The sequence below is a fragment of the Scytonema hofmannii PCC 7110 genome, from assembly GCF_000346485.2.
In the GTDB taxonomy this organism is placed as follows: domain Bacteria; phylum Cyanobacteriota; class Cyanobacteriia; order Cyanobacteriales; family Nostocaceae; genus Scytonema; species Scytonema hofmannii.
The window spans coordinates 6,477,034-6,497,856 of record NZ_KQ976354.1; the positions used below are offsets into that span (position 1 = coordinate 6,477,034).

A 20,823-nucleotide genomic window follows, 5' to 3' on the forward strand; every position below is an offset into this window, starting at 1 on the left:
TGCCTGCGATAATGTCCGTATGTCCCTCAAACTGCGTCCTGAAATTCTTCTTTTAGGCGCGATGACTGGGTATACTCATAGTGGCAGTAGGCACTTTCAATTTATGCAAATGTCGATTTTGAACAAACCGTGTCGCTAAAATTTGATGATAAACAGCCTCATAGCCATCTGTCATGTTTTGAACGTTAAAGCGGTTTTCAACATAGGTACGACAGGTGTAACGGTCTATCTCCGCGATTTTGCTGACAGCTTGAACGCACTCTTCTAAATTATTGCACAAAAAGCCTGTCCGCTCGTGGGCAATGACCTCTGGCGTAGACCCAATGTTCATTGCAATGACTGGTGTACCCGCTACCATTGATTCAATCATAACTAAGCCAAATGGCTCTCGCCAGGTAATGGGAAATAGAGTTGCGATCGCACGACCCATAAGTTCGTTTTTTTGATGGTGGTCGGCTTCACCCAAATACTGAATTTGCTTTCCATCAATCAGAGGCTGAACTTCTCTTTCAAAAAAGTTTCTATTAAACTCATCGACTTTACCTGCCATTTTCAATGGTAAACCCACCTGTTTGGCAATAGCAATTGCGAGATGCGGTCCCTTTTCTTGTGACATTCGACCTAGAAAAGCTAGATAAGGTGGGTTATCTGGAACGGGATAAAATTTATGGCTATTAACATCAATAGCATTGTAAACTGTTGCAGCATAATTGAGCTCTAAATTTGATTCTCGTTGCGAATTGGAAATACTAACGTATGGTTGAGAGCGTGCGTGTTGAAATAACTTTTCGTTATCAGGTGTAAAAATTCCATGTAATGTATGTATTGTAGGTGTTTTTACTAAATTTGCATAGCTTAATGCAGCGTAGCCCATGTGAGAGTGAATGATGTCGAACTCCTGTGCTTGCTCGTATACCCAACTCAGTTGTAAGGACTCATAAACACCGTATTCTTTTACCTTGGGATCGAGTCTTATAGCAACGGGATGAACGGATTGTAATTTAGCAAGAGTCAGAGAATCTCCTGATGCAAATAGCGTGACTTCATGTCCGCGTCGAACCAGTTCATCAGTCAGTAGCCCCACCACTAACTCAATCCCTCCGTAAGCTGGAGGTGGAACCCTTTCCCATAAAGGGGCGACTTGAGCAATCCGCATAATCAAACTCCCAAAACGTAGGCGGAGATAAGACAGGAAATTTTGCTGAACGCAAGTCTTATCAAGCAATTCTTGCTGCTTGATAAGTGAGTACAAGATTTCACAAGTTCGTAAGAGCGATCGCTTTTATTTCCTGACATTAGGCAATCAAGCGAGCGTGAATTTGCGAAATTTTGTAAAATTCAGTAAATCTTGAATATTGTAATATGAACTTTATTTTTTTTCATATACCCTTATCTACTCCTCAAAGAAAGAGACTCCACTAAGTCCTAAGAATGAAATTATTATTGGAACCTCTTCCTTAAAGATTATGCCATTAGAGGATGTTTGAAAAGTGGTTAGTTGTGATTTTAATCACATTAATTACCCTCCTTATAAAGGGTGGAAACAAGAAAAATCTAGTTCCCAGACCAATCCATCGGTCCGGGCTAGGGTGGGGTAAAAAATATTTGAGACATCAATCGTGACTTTTCAAACATCCTCTTAGGTAAAATTCTTTCTTTTCTTAGCGCTCTTTGCGTCTTAGCGGTTAATAATTTCCATAACTAAAAACAGGACAGCCATAGTAATTCATCCTATTTAATTTTTCAACTACAAGTAGGTAGGGCTAAAGCCCACCATTAGAGTTTTATAGTCAGTTAATTTAAGTAGTAGTTAGCCATTCTACTCACTATGGAACCAACTGTAGCTGCTTTAAATCTGAACTATGCTTTTGGTCAAGGGGCTTTGCGTAAACCCGTGCTGAGTGATGTGAACTTGGATATTTACCCAGGAGAGATTGTCATCCTCACCGGACCTTCTGGAAGCGGTAAGACGACATTACTCTCTCTTATAGGAGGACTGCGTACCGTACAAGAAGGTAGCTTGCAAGTCCTAGGTCAAGAATTACAAGGGATCGGTAAAAAACAGCTAACAAAAGTCCGCAATAACATTGGTTTTATCTTCCAACACCACAATTTGCTCAAGTGTCTCACCGCCTACGGTAATGTCCGTATGTCCCTCAAACTGCATCCAGAAATTCCTAAACGGGAGTACCGAGAAAAATCAGTTGCTACACTGCAAGCTGTTGGTTTAAGTGATAAAGTAGAGACGTAGCTAGTAACGGTTTCATGGAACAAGTCGGAATTAGTGTTAATTTTAAGATATCTAATACTATTTCTGAGTTTATGCCTTATATCAGTCCTAAAGACGCCGCAGAACTAACAGGCTTTCATCCAAAAACTCTAGCTAAGTGGGCAGACGCCGGGAAAATTGACTTTATCAAAGCTGAGAGTGGTTATCGCCGATACGATGTGACCTCCCTCAGAAAGATGATTGGGGAGGACGACCGAGCAGTCATCATATATGGACGAGTCTCAACGCATTCTCAAAAGGATGATTTGCAACGGCAGTTAGATTTTTTACGCTCGCGCTACCCTAAAGGAGAGATGATTTACGAAGTAGGTTCGGGGTTGAACTTTAAGCGGAAAAAGCTTTTATCGATATTAGAAAGAGTGATTAATCGCGAAGTAAAAGAAATAGTAGTAGCTTATTCAGATCGGTTGGTCAGGTTCGGTTTTGACCTTGTAGTTTGGCTTTGTGCTCAATTTGATTGTAAAGTTATTGTGTTGAATCAAGTCGTGCTTTCTCCTCAACAAGAGTTAGTGCAAGATCTGCTAGCAATCATGCATTGTTTTTCTGCAAGGCTTTACGGCTTGCGAAAGTATGAAAAACCGATCAGAAAAACTTTAGAAGTAGAAAAATTAGATGAAGATTCCATGAAGAATGATGTCTAAATCGGAAATGTCGGGGACATTTTTGTATACTAAAACAGTCAAGCGAAGGAGGTGATACAACGTGGGGCGAGTCAAAGGACATATTGAAGTTCAAAAGACAGTGATATTAAGAGCTAAAAGTGAAACTGCTTACAGGGAAGAAATAGTTAAACATATTATTACTACCAAACAATTGTACGCAGATACAACTGAGTTTTATGTTTTGGTATTTCTGGAGAATTTAGAGCTACTCAATTTAAAATCTGATGACTTGTATAGCGTTGTAGAGAAATTAACATTAATTACCAAACAAAGACCCTCCCCGGAAATTCCCTTGCAGATCAACACAGTTCAAGACATGCGTCGTTCTTGCATTAAAACCGCTTTTGGTATAGCAAAGTCTTGGGACTCGAACTATAAAAAATGGGAGTTACGTAGAGATAAGCATGAAGAAAAACAAGCCAAGAAATTAGCCATTTCTGAAGCTAAGGGCCAGAAATACACTCCGAAAAAGTTCACAGATAAACCACCGCTACCACCTCGTAATTATACAAACATTCATCCTACTTTCTATCGTGGGATGTACAAGGAGTTTGACGGTTCATCAATCATATTAAAACTGTGGACAGGCAACAGATGGGTTTTTATGAAGCAGCCTATCAACCTAGAAGGTAGAGAACTTCCTTATGGTTATGAATGGGGAAGTCCCACGCTGGTTTTAAAAGATAGGTTACATCTTCATGTTCCTGTGATTAAACAAGTCAAATCCAACGGGAAACTGGCTCAACAAGCATTGAACCCTGATGGATTAACAACTTGCAACGTAGATCTAAATCTTGATGGTGATATAGCTGTAGCAACAATTCTACACTCCGACGTTACGGGTAGCGTTACCGAGATTGCCACTCTCTTTGTTAAGGGTAATGATACTATCCAACATCGTAGGAAGCGTGAGTTAGGTTTAATTGCAGTAGCTAGTTCCAAGACAAATAAAGGTTTTGGAGTTAAAAAGATTGGTGATAATTCTCAACGCTTTGAGAAAATTAAGAATAGAGATAATTACGAATCTCATCGAATCTCTAAACGTATAGCTGACTTTGCTCATCAGTATGGAGCGACAGTAATTGTATTTGAGTGTTTAACTAATCTTCGACCCGATAGAGCGAAATTTAGCCGTCGTTCTAATCAAAAAAGAGCTTATTGGCTCTCGTCGAAAATTCGGAAACGAACCAAATACAAAGCTTTTCAGTCTTATGGAATTATCACGGCTCAAGTCTCACCAAAAGATACAAGCAGGCATTGTGCATTATGTAATGGCAACGAAGAAGAAGATTCGTTAGTTTCCAGAATAGAAGCTCAATTTAGTACTGATGTCGCCAGACTTTTTCAAATAATCATGAATAAATCATTGGAGAAAGTTGATTACAGTACGGGAGCGCCAAATTATATTTGTTCCGACACCGTTGAACATAGAGGCAATGCCGATCTGAACGCCGCCCGAAATATAGGTCTACGTTTTTTTGCGAGATATTACCAAAAGCCCAGGTTGAAAGTTGAAAAACAGGGTTTACTTGCTACCCAAGCAGCCAGAAAGGCATTTGGCATGGTAGCTGTGTAAGGGTTAGTGGTTCTACCCATGCGTTCTCGACGTGTTTGGATTACCCGTGCATATATAGTAGCAGCAAGCCTGCAAAGCTATTGACGAGGCATACCCATCGGGAGCGAGAAAAGGAGAGAGAAGTACTAAAAATTCCGATAACTTCCATCTCTCAGGATCACGCATACCCGGCAAATTTATCAGGAGGACAACAACAACGGGTTGCGATCGCCCGTGCTTTGGTTGCTCAACCTAAATTATTGCTTGCTGACGAACCCACTGCATCACTAGACAGCAAAACAGGGCGAGATGTAGTTGATATTATTCAACGCCTTGCTAAAGAAGAGGGATGTTCTGTTCTCCTTGTGACTCACGACAACCGCATCCTAGACATCGCCGATCGTATTGTTCGCATGGAGGATGGTAGAATAGATAGGGAGTAGGGAATAGGGAGTAGAGAGTAGGGGAGGAAATTTTGTCATCGGGACTGCCTTTTGGCTTTTCTCAACGATAAATATTTACGCCCACCTACTTAATAGTGGATAAATAAGACAGGATTCAAGAAGTGAAATTTGAGCTTGAAATATCTGATATAATGCTATCCACTCGCTTTTTTCGTTTCTTTTGCCACCTGAACAGGAAAACACTCAGACAAGTCGTTGTGGAAACTGGCAAACAACGATTGCTCGGTCTATCAGCAGAAATGGCTTACAACAACCTCTTGGCACTGTTTCCCAGCCTTGTGGGAATTTTAGCTGCAATTGGGATGTTGGCAATTTCTCAAGAACAAGTTGACTTTTTACCACGCCAAGTCCTAAGCATTGCACCCCAACCAGTCTTAATCTTAATTGAAGAATTTATTAGTACAATCAAACTCCCTCAAGGTGAAAAAGTAGTTTACATAAGTTGTGCTGTTGCACTCTGGGTTGCTTCTGGTGCTATCAACACAGCTATGAGTGCTTTAGACCAAATTTACCAGATCCCATTTAAGCAGCGACGCCCTTTTTGGTTAGCTAAAATTATTGCTCTCGGTCTCACACTTGGTACGATTTCCTTAGTCATATCTGCCTCATTTCTGGCATTTATAAGCGATTTGCTGATTAAGTTTGCACTGGAGATCGGTCAAATTCCAGCATCTGGTATTCTATCAGCGTGGAAACTTTTTGGTTGGGTTTTAACACTCATAATGTTAGCTGTTGCCTTTAGTTTAGTCTACCGATTTGGTCCGAGTCGATGGCGAAAAGGAACCCCTTTGCTACCAGGCGCAATTATTAGTGCATTGCTATGGGAAACTGTTTCCAGATTATTTCGTATTTATATCAATCATTTCAGTGATTACAATGTTACATATGGAACCCTAAGCGCGGGAATTGTGTTGCTTCTTTGGCTGAATTTAAGTTCCTTATGTATGCTGCTTGGAGCACAGTTGAACGTGACTGTTGGCAAAGCTATGAGTAAGGATAATGCGGTTGGTTAAGCTTGCTTCCGTAGCCTTTCTAAGTTCTGTTTATGCAATTCAGGAAAGTTTTCTAAATCTTCTATTGATTGTGGGGCAGGAAAGATTACGGTATCTTCAGAAGTAAATCTATCTAAATAAGTTTGAAAGGCTTCATCATCTTCTCTATGGTCGAGAATATATTGACGCAATTCAGCACGGGGCATTGTTTGAAAATCAGGTTTAATCATAAAGTTTCCTTTCATTTCGAGTAGCGGGACGAGCAGAAATTGTGCGGTTGCGCTTACCCCCGAATGACCCGCTGTATCCTTCGATACCTCGGGGATCTGACCAACTGGGGCTGCTAGATCCCCAACTTCTTAGAGGATACAGCTGGCGAATGATGGGTTTGACCCCTCACCCCAACGATTTTATAGGCGTTTCGAGACGATACTCGGAATGCGATCGCGTCCTGAAATAGCGCTGAAATAGCTTATTTCTCGTCATTGGGGGGTGTCACCCCCTAATCGCCAGCTGTATCCTTAGAGAAGTCGGGGACTTAATTAACTACCGTATTTTACAGAGCAACCATAGGGCTGAGTCGTAGAATTTGCTACAGCTTTTCCTTGTAAAACGCTATTGACAGCATCCGATACATAGTTTTTAGACGATTTGACATCAGCACTATTAGTACTGGGCTTGTCGTCGATCGCACCTGCATATTGCAACACCCCTTTCTTATCTATAACAAACATATGGGGTGTCGTCCGGGCTTGATAAAGACGCCCAATTTGACCATTCGGATCTAAAAGTACGGCTGTCGGACTAGCATTACGAGTCTTTGTTTGTTCATTGGCTTCTTGTGGAGTCAGGTATCCTTGTTGTCCTTGTGCTGACGAGATCACAGATAACCAAACTACACCTTTACTGGTAGCATCTTTTTGAAGTTGCTGCATATTGTTGCTCTCGTAGTGCTTGCGGACAAAAGGACATTGATGGTTTGTCCATTCCAACACAACAGTTTTCCCCTTAAAGTCGCTCAGTTTGTGACTCTTGCCATTACTATCAGTTGCAGTAAACTCTGGTGCGGGTGAACCAACACGCACGGGAGTTGCTGCTTCAGCCGCATTTTGTAAGACCGTAGGACTTTTCTGACTCACTGTGGGAGAATTTTGGCAACCTGTCAACGCCAGGGTAAAAGCAAAGAAGCTAGCTGTAATGAGTTTTTTCATGTTTTTTGTTAGTTGTTAGTGGTTTAGAAACCATTCCCCATTCCCCATCTACAAACTTTTTACCTTTTCTTGTACCTGTTGTGGAGAGAGAATTTGAGGTAAAATCTGTGGTGTATCGGAATTAGCTGGATACAGTAAATATAAAGGCACACCACTGCGTCCAAAAGCTGCTAGAGCTTGAGTAATTTCAGTGTCGCGGTTTGTCCAATCGGCTTTGAGAAGAGCGACATTTTTCTCTTGAAAAGCAGCGATCGTATCAGATTGGTTAAGGGCGACGCGTTCATTGACTAAACAAGTAATACACCAAGCTGCAGAAAAGTTGACAAAGACTGGTTTCCCAGACTGGCGTAACTCAGCTAATTTTTGAGCATTATAAGGTTGCCAATTGAGAGAACTAGAAGTGGCTTGTTGAGTATTAGAGTTAGCAACATTAGGAGCTATGCTACTTGGTAATTGTGCCAAAGTCAGGGCAAATCCCAATACTATGAATGCTGCAATACTAGCAAAGCGTCGCGTCCAACCAGAAATCATGTAGGTTTTTTGATGCAACCAAGCAGCAAAACCTATAAGTACCAACCCAAATAAGGCTGCGGCTAAACCAGTGCTTCCTGTTTGCTGCGCCAATACCCAAACCAACCAAGCTGTTGCAGCATACATTGGAAATGCAAGAAACTGAGCAAATGTCTCCATCCATGCACCAGGTTTGGGTAAAACTTTTTGCAAACCAGGAAGAAAACTGATGAGTAGGTACGGAAACGCTAAACCCAAACCTAATAGTAGAAAAATAACTATGGCTACTATTGGTGTCTGTGTCAGTGCAACTCCAATAGCTGTCGCCATGAATGGTGCTGTACAAGGTGTCGCGACAACTGTTGCAAAAACTCCTGTGAAAAATTCACCCCACAAACCGTTACGTGCTGCTAAATCTTGTCCCATACCCATTAGGGAAGCGCCAAAGATAAACACCCCTGACAAACTTAAGCCGACAGCAAACATTAAATACGCCAACAAAGTGACAAACACGGGTGATTGTAGCTGGAATCCCCACCCAATTTGCTGTCCCAAACTACGCAGTACGATCAGTATTGTGGCTAGGGCTGTAAAACTGATGAGCACACCTGCTGTAAATACAAGTCCCCTCAAGCGAACTTCTTGTTTGCTAAAGTTTGATTTTTGAACAATATTTAATGCCTTTAGTGATAGTACGGGGAAAACGCAAGGCATGAGGTTGAGGGCAATTCCACCAAGCAATGCCAATCCCAAAACCTTCCATAATGCTGGGGAAGTGGGTTGTGGAGTTGTTGCTGTTTCTATTTGGGTTGCGATACCGCCTGAGCCGTTCAACCCTGGGCTTATCGCAAATGCTTGATTGGCAATTTGTCCGTCTAAGACTTCTTGCAGAACGATGACACCACTGACTTGTTTGACATCACTGCGATTTCCCCGTTCTAATTGGACAGTTAAGCCATCTTTATCGAAGCTTGCTTTTTGGGGAGATGCATTATTGATAATACCATCTTCATTAGGGAAGAATACGACTTCCTTAATCTGATTTGCTTGCAATTGCCGTGCATTCACCCTGAGGATCAAAGTTTCCCCATTGATACGAGCAGTACTTTGCCACGGCGAGTCTTGAGGTAAAGCCGCCCGCGTTTTCTCAAAAACCTTCGCCCACTTGGTGTTAGGAATAGGTGTTGCTTTCGCTATTTCTAAATTAAGATTCAGCGTCGCATTTTCTGGAATACACTCTTGTTCGCATACCAGCCAGTCAGCTTTAGCACTGAGTTGAATCGGCTTATCGGTATTGATATTTGCTGGAGTCGTAATTTGACTCAACAGCATGACCTCATTTTTATAGCCAAAATTCATCAACCCACTCGTAGGTAGTCTCTCAGGATAGGGATACACCAGTTCCCCTGCTGAAAATCCTGATGGTAATGTCCAAGCAATACTGGGCGCTGCACCAGAGTCCCCTGGATTTTTCCAATAAGTATGCCACCCTTGCTTGATTTGGAAATGCAACCCCACCCAAAACGGTTTTCCTGGTTGGATGCTATTGACTTCACTCACCAATTGTGCTTGTACGCGCTCGGTTTTCACCGGATTTGCCCAAGCAGTTAAAGGTAGGAGCGTGAGAAAACTGAGGATGAGCGTAATGATTTTTATAGCTATTTGTGTTGGTTCAGGCATATACTAAAGCCCAATCTGTACTAACAAATTTTGCTGACGTTTGCTGAATGGTACAACATCTCTAGTTGAAAAATTACATATGAATATGTACTCCAATGTCCGAAATGGGCAGAAATGCTATGAACATGGTTCATCATACTTAACAAGTAAGGTCATATATTATACAAATATTTTCATGTTTCTTAACTAGAAGTTTAGTAGATAATTATGACAACATAATGACAGTCAGTAAATTTCTCCAAGATACATATTTAAAATAAGAATTTTTGGAATTATCTGCCGATAACACAGCGGAATTTATGCATCTAATTTTTACAAGGTTTATGAGAATGCCGCTCCGTGTAGTTCTGGTAGTCCCTTTTGTAGTGCAAATCTTTGCTTCTGTGGGGCTAACAGCATTCTTCTCCTTAAAAAATGGGCAGAAAGCTATTGATGAGATTGCTCTTCATTTGAGAAATAAAATAGCAAATCGGATTCATCATTACATTACTGATTACATGGAGCAACCCCAACTCGTCACTCAAATTAACGCCAATGCCATTCGTTTGGGTGGGTTGAATTTGAAAGATAGCAAAAGTGTAGAACGTCATTTTTGGTACCAAATGCGATTGTTCAAATCTCTAAGTCCGATCGCAATTGGAAGTGTACAGGGAGAAATTTACTCGGTAGATCGTTTGAATGATGGTTCGCTGGTCATCAGAAGCAAAAATCGCTCAACGGGTGGTCAGTACCATACGTATACCACTGATAGCGAAGGTAATCGCACTCAATTAATTCAAGTTAGCACAACCTTCGATCCCCGCACTCGTCCTTGGTATACAAAAGCTGTGAAAGCAGGGAAAACGACTTGGACGGAAATTTACCCGTATTTTTCTTCATTAGGTCTAGCAATCAGTGCTACTCGACCTCTTTATGGACAGAAAGGTACCTTGTTGGGTGTCACAAATGCAACCTTATCTCTCTCCCAACTCAGTAAGTTTTTGCATAGTTTAAAAATCGGGCGTTCGGGAAAGACATTTATTATTGAGCGTTCTGGAAACTTGGTAGCCAGTTCAACAACTGAAAAACTTTTTATACTTCATCGCCAGGAAGGAGGGGAAAAGCGCAAACGTCTGACAGCTCTGGCTAGTAGCGATCGCGTCACTCGTTTGACAGCACAGTATTTGCAAGCAAAATTTAGTAATTTTAATAACATTCACTTCACCCACCACATCGACTTTAAAATTGACGGTAAGCGACAATTCATACATATAATGCCATTTACAGACGGCTGCGGACTAGATTGGGTCATTGTCGTAGTGATTCCAGAAGCTGACTTTATGGAACATATCGAAGCAAATACACGAACCACTATTTTGCTGTGTTTGGGAACATTGATAGTGACTACAGTGACAGGCGTGCTAACTTCTCATTGGATTACCCAACCAATCACCCGCTTGAGCTTGGCTTCCAAGGAAATTGCTTATGGAAAATTAGATCGGACTGTTACAGTAGAGGGTATTCAAGAACTAAGAGTTCTTGCTGAAGCTTATAACCAAATGGCTACTCAATTACAAGCGTCATTTGCTGAACTATTAAAGACTAACAACCAATTGTCGCATAACGCATTTCACGATGCACTGACAGGTCTACCAAACCGAGCGTTGTTTATGGAGCGCTTAACATATGCACTTGAGCTAGCTAAACGGCAAGAAAACTATTTATTTGCTGTGCTATTTATCGACCTAGATCGGTTTAAAGTGATTAATGACAGTCTTGGACATATCATGGGAGACCAATTCCTACTGATTATTGCTAGCAGGCTGAAGGTGTGTCTACGTCCCACGGATACTTCTGCGCGATTTGGAGGAGATGAATTTACAATTCTACTCGAGTACATCCAAGACGCATCAGACGCTATCAAAGTCGCCGAACGGATTCAACAGGAACTGGTATTACCTATTGAACTTGACGGACAAGAAGTATTCGCGACGGCAAGTATTGGCATTGCTTTAAATTCAACAGTAGATTATAATCAACCAGAAGACCTGCTCAGAGATGCCGATACGGCAATGTACCGAGCCAAAGCACTAGGCAGAGCACGCTATGAGCTATTCAACTCCGATATGTATGCTGATGCTCTAGCCAGATTGCAATTAGAAGCTGATTTGCGCCGCGCAATTGAACGTCAAGAATTTCGAGTTTATTATCAACCGATTGTTTCGCTCTCAAGTGGCTATATTTTGGGTTTTGAAGCTCTGCTGCGCTGGCAACACCCAGAACGAGGTTTGCTTAATCCGACAGATTTTATTCCTTTAGCAGAAGAAACTGGACTAATTATCGAGATTGGTTACTGGACATTGCATGAAGCGTGTCGCCAAATGCAAGCTTGGCAACTGAGCAAACATCCTAACTTACTGGAGAAAATTATTGTTAATCTCTCTCTTAAACAATTTTCTCGCTCGGATTTGACTCAACAGATTAAACAAGTTCTACAAGCAACTGGTCTTAGCTCTAGCAGTCTAATTGTAGAGATTACTGAAAGCGTCATTATGGAAAACGGCGATGAGACTACTGCGACTCTCTCACAACTTCGAGAGTTGGGCGTTGGAATATCAATTGATGACTTTGGCACAGGTCACTCTTCATTGGGACGTCTTTCTAGCTTTCCAATTAGTTTGTTGAAGATTGATAAATCTTTTGTTAGCCCTGTAGATGCTAATAGCAGAAATTTAGAAATTATTGAGATCATTGTCACGTTGGCACATAAACTAGGTGTACATGTCACCGCCGAAGGTGTAGAGACAAAAGAGCAATTGGCTATGTTAAGAAAGTTGAACTGTGAATATGGTCAAGGATATTTTTTCTCCAAACCATTGAAGAGTTCAAATGCGACAGCATTACTTGTGGCAAATCCTCACTGGTGATGGGGTTGCTTACTCTGTGTTTAGAAGTGGTGAAAATGAGATCTCTATTTACGTCTTTTTGTATTGGCGTATTCGAAATGTATAAGATTTTTTAATAAAAGTTTTTGGTCTAGCAATAGAGAGAGGGAAGTTAACACTTCTCTCATCCCCAATCGTTAGTTAAGTACGCATGCGTCTCTTATACCGCTTGGATCTTGCCACTGCTTGAGCTTTACGCTTATTTTTTTCCAAGGGTGTTTCAAAGTGACGATTTTTCTTCAAATCTGGGAGAATTCCTGCTTTGGAAACTTCTCGCTTAAATCGGCGTAAAGCTGACTCAATCCCTTCATTTTCGCCCACAATTATTTGGGTCATTCTATCTCCTACTTCATTTTGGATGGTGGAAAGCAATGTAATATCATAATTATAAGGACAAAAAAGGGCAGACTCTTTGCCCGCCCAAGTGACCTTAGAGTTTAACAGACTTTTGTCTCAAATCTCTAGTATCGGCGAGAGTATCCACCACCATTATTTCCCCGTCTACCACCACCACCAAATGAACCTCTGTTATCTTCCTTGGGCTTGGCTTTATTCACCTTGAGATTACGACCCATCCATTCAGCCCCATCTAGGGACTCAATCGCAGCAGCTTCTTCTGCCTCTGTTCCCATTTCCACAAAAGCGAACCCGCGAACACGACCTGTTTCCCTATCTGTAGGCAACTGAACGCTCTTAACCGTTCCATACTCAGCAAAAACCTGTCTGAGGTCATCTTGTTCTACCTCATAGGATAAGTTACCAACATAAATCGACATTAGACTATCTCCAGAATCAGAAGGTGTAGAGATTTTAGATTCGGAGATACGCTTGCCATAGTATTAAAAACAAAGTGCATAACCGAATAGAACCCTAGAAATACAGGATAGCATAACTTTACAAGTAAGTTACTCAATATTTGCGAAATTTATCAAAACGACTTAAGTAGCAATCATGTAAAAATGAGCAATGGGCAATGGGCAATGGGCAATGGGTAATGAACTATTTCTTACCATGGCCCCATACCGAGTGTTTATCATAGTTTTAATTGTTATCCAAGTGACAAATGAGCCATCTTTCTATATGTTTGGTAAATAGGATTGACAGTTAGTTATTCTGTTTTCTAATTCTTTAGAATATAGGATTTCACAGCTTATCTATAAAGTCCAAAAACCTACTGCTAAGCGTTTATCCTAATGTTATGTTTTTCCAGCTACGGCAGAAAAATATGTACGAAACTTTTATAGTACTGTCAAATTGAGTAATGTCCCTTATTATAGCAAGTTAGAATAATTGTTGTTAGGCGATCGCAATCCTCAGATTTTTGGAGCGATGACGTAAAAATTATAACATTACAGACACTGAAATTTCAAAAGGGTATTTTCTATATATTTGGAAAGTAAATCTTAACCAACCAAATATAATATGTTGGGTACCTCTAGCCTCGATCCTCTATTAATTTATGGCTCATCAAGAAAATACATCTTTACCAGGTTGGTCTCTAGACAAGCGAGATCCGCAATTTATTGAGTCATTAATGCCAGTGTGGGAATGGTTTTATCGGTATTACTTCCGCGTGAAAACCGATGGCTGGCATCATATCCCAGTACAAGAAAAGGTATTGCTAGTAGGCTCCCACAACGGTGGAATGGCTTCTCCCGATTTACACATGATGGCGTATGATTGGTTCCGCCGATTTGGAACTCAACGTTTAGTGTATGGTTTAATGCACGCATATGCTTGGAAGCTCGGCTCATACACCTCCGAACTAGCTGAAAAAGCTGGGGCAATTATAGCTCATCCTAAAATGGCGATCGCTGCCTTAGACAGAAATGCCAGTGTTTTAGTTTATCCAGGAGGACAGTACGATATGTTTCGTCCTCACAGCCAGCGATATAAAATTCATTTTGCCAACAATAAAGGTTTTATCAAACTGGCTTTACAAAAAGAAGTTCCAATTATTCCCGTTATATCTGTAGGTGCTCATGATACTTTGATTATTCTAGGAGATTTCTATCATGTAGTACAACAGTTAAACCAGTGGGGATTACCATGGTTGTTGGATATAGATCCAAAAGTGTTTCCCATATACTTGGGTTTGCCTTGGGGTTTATCTGTTGGTCCTTTACCTAATTTTCCTTTACCCGTAGAAATTCACACTCGTATCTGTCCGCCAATCATGTTTGAGAAATATGGCAAAGAAGCTGCTAAGGATCGCAATTATGTAGCTGAATGTTATCATTTAGTTCACACCCAAATGCAGCAAGACTTGGATCGTCTGGTAAAGGATGTACAGATGGAGAAAGAAGATAAGGGGAATTAGATGAAGGAAGTAGCCCTAACGGAAATATTTCAAGTGCTTTTTGTGAAATTTAAGTTGTCGCTCCCTGAAACTTTCAAGGCAGAATAAAAGAATAGCAACTTTTTAACCAAAAAATGTAAGGCTATGAACAAGTTTACAAGTATCTTGGAAGAATAAGCGTGAGATTTTTTGGGTGTGTATCATGACTATAGAAGAATTTAAGCAGCTATTGGAGCAAGAGCGAAAATGCCCGGAGTTTCTACCAAAACCTTTACAAGCCCTTTGGTATGACAAAAAAGGCGACTGGAATAAGGCGCATGAAATAGTACAAGATGCTAATGATGCAGATAGTGCGTGGATTCACGCTTACTTGCACCGTAAAGAGCGGGATCTCAGTAATGCTCGTTATTGGTATAGACGGAGCAATCAACCAGAATCAAAAGAAAGTCTAACCCAAGAGTGGGAACAAATAGCTTGTTGTTTGCTAGTGAGGGTGAAAATAACATGGATGCAAATGAACTGAAGCAGCGTTATGCAGCAGGGGAGAGAGATTTTCCCACAGCCAAGCTCAGCGAGGCTAAGTTGATAGAAGCTAATCTAGTTGGAGTCAATTTATTTGCAGCAGACTTAACTGCGGCTAACCTCGCGAAAGCCAAGTTATGGGGAGCAAACTTAGGAGGAGCCAACTTAGCTAAAGCAAACTTAACGCGAGCTAACCTAAGCGGTGCAAACCTACATGAAGCTAATCTCAGGGGAGCTAGGTTAAATCATGCCAAACTGTATGGAGCTAATCTAAGTGGAGCTTGCTACGACGACAGTACTCGCTTTTCTAGAGGTTTTGACCCTGTTAGTAAAAACATGAAAAAGCTATAATTTTGATGTTAACGCTAGTAGTTCAAGCACAATAAGAGGTAAGTTGTGGAATAATCTCATGACAGACATTAGCGGTACTTGGCTTGGAACATATTGGCAGCAAGAAATTCCCACTCGTTTTGAAATGACACTTATTCAAGGTGGTAACACTGTGACTGGGAATATTTTGGATGACAGTTCTTTAGGAGAAGCTCAGTTAACGGGTGAGGTGATTGGGCGTCGTATCAGTTTTAACAAACGCTACCTCACCACCTCAACCGAAGCAGTGACTTATGTTGGCACAATTTCAGAAAATGAAGATTATATGCAAGGACAGTGGAGCATAAAACTGTGGGATTTTGGACCTTGGGAAGCTAAACGTAGTGGCGAATCACTGTTAGCAGACTTACAAACACGTTTGGAAAAACGGGTTTCTCTTACTATATAGTTGATTTATATTAGTTTCTTGGCAATAAATGCCGTATGATTTGACGGCAAATTATACTCCCCATAATTTGGCATTGTTTGAACTTCAAAGCCTACCTGACTAAGTTTTCTGGTAACATATTCAGTCTCATATAATTGCTGACGGTGTACTTCATCATCCCGTCGGTAGTGTTCTCCCACCTGGCGAAAGGTGATAATTCGACGAGTTAATATTTTTTGCTCTCGATCTTCTTCCTTTTCAACCAGTACAATCCAATCTTTTCCTTCGATAAAGTTTTTAGTTGTGGTTTCTTGTGTAACTTGTCCTGGTTCTGCAATGTCAAAGATGAAGACACCTCCTGGAATTAACGCATTATATATGCGACTGAAGAGATAAGGGAGTCTTTTGCGATCGCTGTTTGGATCGAACAGATAATTAAGGCATTCACTAATGGAAGTCACAGCATGACATGGTGGAATTTCGGTTTGAAATAGCGAACCAACTTGAAATTTTGCCTCTGGAACTCTTCTTCGTGCAATATCAATCATTGATTCAGAAATATCTACTCCAAAAACCTGATAATTAGCTCTCACAAACTCTTGTGCAGATAATCCACTTCCACAACCTAAGTCTACTATTAAACCTTCCTGAATGTTGTTTTCTTTTAAAATTTTCAATATCCCAGGTGCGGATTTTAGAGCATAATCACTGAAACCAACATCGTGAATAAATGCAAGGTCTTCTTTGTACCACATCTTGAAATCCAACCTCAAAATAGTAATTCACCGCGCAAAACCGTGACTGCTTGTCCAGCTAAATAAACGCGATCGCCTCCTTCATACCGAACCTTTAATATTCCACCACGGCTGGATGCTTGATATGCCAAAAACTCATTTTTTTGTAAGCGATCGCGCCAAAAAGGAGCAAGACAACAATGGGCTGCACCTGTCACGGGGTCTTCATTAATTCCCAAGCTTGGTGCAAAAAAGCGAGAAACAAAATCATACTCTGAATCTGTATTTGTTGAACTAGTTACAATAATATCAGCAACAGGTAAAGTTTTCAGTAAGTCAAAATTTGGCTGTAATTGTCTGACTAATTCTTCAGACTCTACCTCTACTAAATAACCCAAAGAATTTTTCAAAACTGTTTTTAAAGGAACACCCAAAGCTTCTCCTAATTCTGAAGGAGCAGTAGTGACTTCAGAATGATTGACAGGAAAATCAAGTTCAATCCAACTGCCCAACTTTTTAGCAATTAATACCCCACTTTTGGTATAAAACCGAGCAATTTCATCTGGTAATAAATGAGCTTCCGACCAAAGGACATGAGAGCTTGCTAAAGTTGCATGACCGCATAACGGAACTTCTGTTGTGGGCGTAAACCAACGCAAATGGAAACCGTCTTCTTTCCTTACCAAAAATGCGGTTTCAGATAAATTCATTTCCTGCGCAACTTTTTGCATCCAGTCCTCAGATTGAGGTGCGGGTAAAACACAGACAGCTGCCGGGTTACCAGCAAAAGGTGTGTGAGTGAACGCATCGACTTGAGTAATTGCTTGTCCCATAGGTTTGTTCTAACAGCTATGATTTTACCGTCAAGTAATCTAATTGTGAGTTACAATAATAATATTATGATGTAGTACTTCACAAGTTCAAAGCAGTAAATTTTAAATTTTTAAGACTGAGATTTGATGAATAATGCATGAGGTTTGGTAGAAAGAGAGATGGTAAAACAAATCGCGCAAAATCCTTTTCCGGGAATGAATCCATATCTGGAACAGCCAGAATTGTGGCATCAAGTCCACAACCGAGCGATTGTGGCAGTTGCAGATGAAATTACCCCTCAAATTGCTCCCAAATACCGAGTTGCCATTGAAGAGCGGGTTTACACCAGCATTGCAGACTCGGTACTTGTTGGAATTGCTGATGTGGCTGTCTCTTATAAGGGGATAGTCAGTACTGAGACAACACGCACGACTACCAAATTAGCCGAACCAGTCAAAATAAAAGTCCCAATACCAGAACAAGTAACGGAACGATTCTTAGAGGTCAAATTGACCCAAACAGGTGAGGTTGTCTCTGTCATAGAAATTCTCTCACCTAAAAATAAACGTTCTAAGGAAGGTCGAGAAGCTTATGAAAGCAAACGACAGAAAATCCTGAGTTCAGCAACTAGTTTAGTAGAAATTGACCTACTGCGGGGAGGAGAGCCTATGCCAATTTTGGCAAATCCAGGAATGGGCTACCGCATTTTGGTAAGTCGCGCTTCTTGCAGACCTGATGCAGACCTTTACGTATTTGGACTAAGAGACCCCATCCCTACATTTCCAGTCCCTTTACGCGAGCAAGATCCTGAGCCAGTGGTGGACTTGCAGAGATTGCTCAACGAGATATACGAACGAGCAAGATTCGATTTAGCGATCGATTATTCTCAACCAGTTAAACCACCACTTTCAGCCGAAGACGCTGTTTGGGTTTCAGAAATTTCATAACAGATCTTCAAACAAGGGATCGCCAAAATTCATGAATCGCAGTGAAGGCATTTCATCAAAAATACTGGGGGAAAAAGTAACCGTGTAATTCTGCCTTTTGTAATTCATCTGCCAAATCCCCTTACCTTTTCTCTCAAACTCCACGCCACTGGCTTTTAAAATTGTTGAGGATGTGAAAAACTGTTCGATAGTTTCTGGTGGTTCAAAAAAAGATTCCAACCCAGCAATAACTGCATCTTCAGCATCGTCTACATCAGTCATCTTCTGATTATTGAAGCAAAACAATCGGATTTGACCAAAGGTTTTACTCAACTTGCCGTTGAATTGATTGCGCTCGATCGCTGGATAGAAAGTGAGATCTCGATTTTGTACGGTGCGGTTTCGACTGGGGAAATTTGGCGATTTGGTTTTTACGATCGCGACTTACATCATGTGGTGGAATGTTTACCACTGCATCCAGTCCCGCAGGATTTGGAGTTTGTAACGCGGACGATTATTGGGATGAGTGCAGGGAGAAGCAAAGAAGATGCAGCCTTGAGGCTTAAACGACATAAGTAGAAGCCGTGATTTTCCACACCCAAGCGCGAGTTTTTATGAAAAAACCTGGATTTATTGAGCGTCACAACTTGTGGACAGAAGCCCAAAAAGAAGTATCTGAGCAAATCAAATCTATTGTTAAGGAACGCGACCTATTGTTGATTCGCACCGCTTGGGAAGATCAGCATGGCATTGTTCGTAGTAAGTCGTTGCTACCCCAAGCATTTTTCAACGCACTCTCAAACGGAATGCAAATCAGTACGGGGACATTCCTTTTTGATACTGGAGGCACCCTGGTGTTTAATCCCTTCGTTTCCGGTGGTAGCCTAGATATGCAAGAGATGACAGGTGCGCCAAATCTTGTAGCTGTTCCCGATCCTCATACCTTCCACATCTTGCCTTGGGCAAAACGCACTGGTTTTATCTTATGCGATCTGTATTTTCAAAATGGTAGAGTAATGCCCCTTTCGAGTCGAGGCATTTTGCGGCAATCCCTGGCAGAATTACATCAGAGAGGGTTAGAGTACATTGTCGGCTTGGAAGTTGAATGGTATCTGGCAAAGTTGGAAGATCCAATGTTGGACATCTCTCACGTTGGTACTCCTGGACACCCTGGTGAATCCCCTAAAGTTAGTGCTGTTGAGCATAGCTTCCAATACCTTTTGGAATCGCACAATCCAGAGATTCACGATTTGCTGCAAATTCTGGCAGAGAACTTTGTGGCAATGGGATTACCTTTAAGGAGTGTAGAAAACGAAGGGGGTCCCGGTCAATTTGAATTCACTTTTGACCCCATTCCAGCATTGCAAGCTGCGGATACGATGATAATCTTCCGCATGGCAACCAAGCAAATCTGCCGTCAACAAGGTTATCTGGCATCGTTTATGTCTCGTCCTGCTTTGAAAGGGTGTTCTTCTAACGGTTGGCATCTGCATCAATCGCTTGTAGACCGAACCACAGGCGAGAATGCTTTGATGTCACCCGACTCAACAGCACTGATGTCAGATCTAGGCAAACACTTCGTTGGGGGTCTTCTCAAACACGCCAATGCTGCTTCTGTTTTCACAACTCCTACAATTAACGGCTACAGACGGTATAAGCCTAATTCCTTAGCTCCTGACCGTGCAGGGTGGGGGCTGGAAAACCGAGGAGCAATGATTCGAGTACAAGGCGGCTTTGGCGATCCCACGACTCACATCGAAAACCGAGTAGGAGAACCTGCAGCCAATCCATACCTTTACATGGCATCGCAATTGATTTCTGGGTTCGATGGTGTAGATCTCAAACTTGACCCTGGTTCGCCGACACACGAACCGTTTACAGCAGAAAATCCTCTATTACCCAAAAGTTTGATAGAGGCGATCGCATATCTGAAGCAAAGCGAACTTTTCAACAGAAAAATGGGACAGCAGTTTATTAACTTTATGATAAAAATTAAAGAGAGCGAGATTAACCGCTTTTTGGCAGCTGTGGCTGAATTGGCTCCAGAGGAGTCTTTAAAGCAGGTGACTGACTGGGAACAAAGAGAATACTTTGAGTTGTTCTGAACTCAACAAAATTCCTCTGTTCGCAATACTGCTCGGATACGAATCTTTGTAGGTTGGGCAATGACAGCCCAAGATGCGGTAATCTCAAAACCAGCATCAATAAGAGATTTGGCTAAGACATCCCATGCACCGGAGTCTTTGTGGTTGAATTGCACTGTCATTACGCCGTCGTCGCGCAAGACGCGATGGTATTCAGCAAACGCCATCGCCATTTTTGCTTCATAGTCTTGGTTGGCGAGTTCTTCCGGGGATACTCCCATGTTACGAAAGGGTCCTGGATTTGTGATCGCTTCTCTGTCTTTGTCAGTAAGTTCATTAAAGAATAATTCGGGAAAGATATTTAATAAATTTGCTCTCAACCAAACATAGAAAAAGTCTG

General features: G+C 41.4%; 23 protein-coding genes. 13 read left to right on the forward strand and 10 right to left on the reverse strand.

The annotated features are described in order from the left end of the window. Positions 1-52: 52 nt before the first annotated feature. Positions 53-1,156 (reverse strand): glycosyltransferase family 4 protein, encoded by a 1,104-nt coding sequence (locus WA1_RS26950; protein ID WP_033336754.1) that lies wholly within the window; start codon positions 1,154-1,156, stop codon positions 53-55. Positions 1,157-1,828: 672 nt separating this feature from the next. Between WA1_RS26950 and WA1_RS26955 the strand changes: the two genes are divergently transcribed. The 5 genes from WA1_RS26955 to WA1_RS26975 all read left to right on the forward strand — a co-directional run bounded on the left by WA1_RS26955 (position 1,829) and on the right by WA1_RS26975 (position 5,984). Further along, positions 1,829-2,251 (forward strand): ATP-binding cassette domain-containing protein, encoded by a 423-nt coding sequence (locus WA1_RS26955; protein WP_066613036.1) that lies wholly within the window; start codon positions 1,829-1,831, stop codon positions 2,249-2,251. Positions 2,252-2,265: 14 nt separating this feature from the next. Continuing rightward, positions 2,266-2,931: an IS607 family transposase gene (locus WA1_RS26960; protein WP_272819170.1), complete on the forward strand. Its 666-nt coding sequence runs from the start codon at positions 2,266-2,268 to the stop codon at positions 2,929-2,931. Between the two features lie 61 nt (positions 2,932-2,992). Next, complete coding sequence (locus tag WA1_RS26965) at positions 2,993-4,528, forward strand: IS200/IS605 family accessory protein TnpB-related protein (protein WP_017750186.1); 1,536 nt, start codon at positions 2,993-2,995, stop codon at positions 4,526-4,528. Positions 4,529-4,608: 80 nt separating this feature from the next. Continuing rightward, the gene (locus WA1_RS26970) at positions 4,609-4,950 is read left to right on the forward strand and encodes an ATP-binding cassette domain-containing protein (protein WP_148662777.1); all 342 of its coding nucleotides are present in this window, start codon (positions 4,609-4,611) and stop codon (positions 4,948-4,950) included. Between the two features lie 122 nt (positions 4,951-5,072). Beyond that, positions 5,073-5,984: a YihY/virulence factor BrkB family protein gene (locus WA1_RS26975; RefSeq protein ID WP_272819237.1), complete on the forward strand. Its 912-nt coding sequence runs from the start codon at positions 5,073-5,075 to the stop codon at positions 5,982-5,984. Here the strand turns inward: WA1_RS26975 and WA1_RS26980 are convergent. The 3 genes from WA1_RS26980 to WA1_RS26990 all read right to left on the reverse strand — a co-directional run bounded on the left by WA1_RS26980 (position 5,981) and on the right by WA1_RS26990 (position 9,364). Continuing rightward, on the reverse strand, positions 5,981-6,193 hold the full coding sequence (locus WA1_RS26980) for a DUF6887 family protein (RefSeq protein WP_017749931.1): 213 nt from the start codon (positions 6,191-6,193) through the stop codon (positions 5,981-5,983). The two genes, WA1_RS26975 and WA1_RS26980, sit on opposite strands and share 4 nt — an antisense overlap. 312 nt (positions 6,194-6,505) lie before the next feature. Next, the gene (locus WA1_RS26985; RefSeq protein ID WP_017749932.1) at positions 6,506-7,174 is read right to left on the reverse strand and encodes a thioredoxin family protein; all 669 of its coding nucleotides are present in this window, start codon (positions 7,172-7,174) and stop codon (positions 6,506-6,508) included. 48 nt (positions 7,175-7,222) lie between these two features. Next, positions 7,223-9,364: a protein-disulfide reductase DsbD family protein gene (locus tag WA1_RS26990; protein WP_017749933.1), complete on the reverse strand. Its 2,142-nt coding sequence runs from the start codon at positions 9,362-9,364 to the stop codon at positions 7,223-7,225. A 329-nt stretch (positions 9,365-9,693) separates the two neighbouring features. On the opposite strand from WA1_RS26990, the gene WA1_RS26995 reads away from it, so the two are divergent. Next, the gene (locus WA1_RS26995) at positions 9,694-12,270 is read left to right on the forward strand and encodes a bifunctional diguanylate cyclase/phosphodiesterase (protein ID WP_017749934.1); all 2,577 of its coding nucleotides are present in this window, start codon (positions 9,694-9,696) and stop codon (positions 12,268-12,270) included. A gap of 159 nt (positions 12,271-12,429) precedes the next feature. On the opposite strand, the gene rpsU is transcribed toward WA1_RS26995, so the two are convergent. Together rpsU and WA1_RS27005 are read right to left on the reverse strand one after the other, a co-directional pair. Continuing rightward, positions 12,430-12,624, reverse strand: a complete 195-nt coding sequence (gene rpsU / locus WA1_RS27000) for a 30S ribosomal protein S21 (protein ID WP_017749935.1) — start codon at positions 12,622-12,624, stop codon at positions 12,430-12,432. A gap of 125 nt (positions 12,625-12,749) precedes the next feature. Continuing rightward, positions 12,750-13,064, reverse strand: a complete 315-nt coding sequence (locus WA1_RS27005) for an RNA recognition motif domain-containing protein (protein ID WP_017749936.1) — start codon at positions 13,062-13,064, stop codon at positions 12,750-12,752. A 683-nt stretch (positions 13,065-13,747) separates the two neighbouring features. Between WA1_RS27005 and WA1_RS27010 the strand changes: the two genes are divergently transcribed. The 4 genes from WA1_RS27010 to WA1_RS27025 all read left to right on the forward strand — a co-directional run bounded on the left by WA1_RS27010 (position 13,748) and on the right by WA1_RS27025 (position 15,887). Continuing rightward, positions 13,748-14,608 (forward strand): lysophospholipid acyltransferase family protein, encoded by an 861-nt coding sequence (locus tag WA1_RS27010; RefSeq protein WP_017749938.1) that lies wholly within the window; start codon positions 13,748-13,750, stop codon positions 14,606-14,608. Positions 14,609-14,789: 181 nt separating this feature from the next. Beyond that, positions 14,790-15,110 (forward strand): hypothetical protein, encoded by a 321-nt coding sequence (locus WA1_RS27015; protein ID WP_017749939.1) that lies wholly within the window; start codon positions 14,790-14,792, stop codon positions 15,108-15,110. Continuing rightward, positions 15,092-15,460: a pentapeptide repeat-containing protein gene (locus WA1_RS27020; RefSeq protein ID WP_017749940.1), complete on the forward strand. Its 369-nt coding sequence runs from the start codon at positions 15,092-15,094 to the stop codon at positions 15,458-15,460. The genes WA1_RS27015 and WA1_RS27020 overlap by 19 nt, the downstream gene beginning before the upstream one ends. A gap of 58 nt (positions 15,461-15,518) precedes the next feature. After that, positions 15,519-15,887, forward strand: coding sequence for a hypothetical protein (locus WA1_RS27025; RefSeq protein WP_017749941.1), 369 nt, complete (start codon positions 15,519-15,521; stop codon positions 15,885-15,887). A gap of 5 nt (positions 15,888-15,892) precedes the next feature. Here WA1_RS27025 and WA1_RS27030 read toward each other — a convergent pair whose 3' ends face one another. Further along, positions 15,893-16,621 (reverse strand): class I SAM-dependent methyltransferase, encoded by a 729-nt coding sequence (locus WA1_RS27030; protein ID WP_017749942.1) that lies wholly within the window; start codon positions 16,619-16,621, stop codon positions 15,893-15,895. Between the two features lie 14 nt (positions 16,622-16,635). Continuing rightward, positions 16,636-17,433, reverse strand: a complete 798-nt coding sequence (locus tag WA1_RS27035) for a PhzF family phenazine biosynthesis protein (protein WP_017749943.1) — start codon at positions 17,431-17,433, stop codon at positions 16,636-16,638. Positions 17,434-17,592: 159 nt separating this feature from the next. On the opposite strand from WA1_RS27035, the gene WA1_RS27040 reads away from it, so the two are divergent. After that, on the forward strand, positions 17,593-18,360 hold the full coding sequence (locus WA1_RS27040; protein WP_017749944.1) for a DUF4058 family protein: 768 nt from the start codon (positions 17,593-17,595) through the stop codon (positions 18,358-18,360). Here WA1_RS27040 and WA1_RS27045 read toward each other — a convergent pair. After that, positions 18,355-18,621, reverse strand: coding sequence for a hypothetical protein (locus WA1_RS27045; RefSeq protein ID WP_017749945.1), 267 nt, complete (start codon positions 18,619-18,621; stop codon positions 18,355-18,357). The two genes, WA1_RS27040 and WA1_RS27045, sit on opposite strands and share 6 nt — an antisense overlap. A 30-nt stretch (positions 18,622-18,651) precedes the next feature. On the opposite strand from WA1_RS27045, the gene WA1_RS27050 reads away from it, so the two are divergent. After that, positions 18,652-18,918: a hypothetical protein gene (locus WA1_RS27050; protein WP_017749946.1), complete on the forward strand. Its 267-nt coding sequence runs from the start codon at positions 18,652-18,654 to the stop codon at positions 18,916-18,918. 35 nt (positions 18,919-18,953) lie between these two features. After that, positions 18,954-20,444: a glutamine synthetase family protein gene (locus tag WA1_RS27055; protein ID WP_017749947.1), complete on the forward strand. Its 1,491-nt coding sequence runs from the start codon at positions 18,954-18,956 to the stop codon at positions 20,442-20,444. A 2-nt stretch (positions 20,445-20,446) separates the two neighbouring features. On the opposite strand, the gene WA1_RS60300 is transcribed toward WA1_RS27055, so the two are convergent. Further along, positions 20,447-20,704, reverse strand: a complete 258-nt coding sequence (locus tag WA1_RS60300) for a hypothetical protein (RefSeq protein WP_272819238.1) — start codon at positions 20,702-20,704, stop codon at positions 20,447-20,449. Positions 20,705-20,823: the final 119 nt, after the last annotated feature.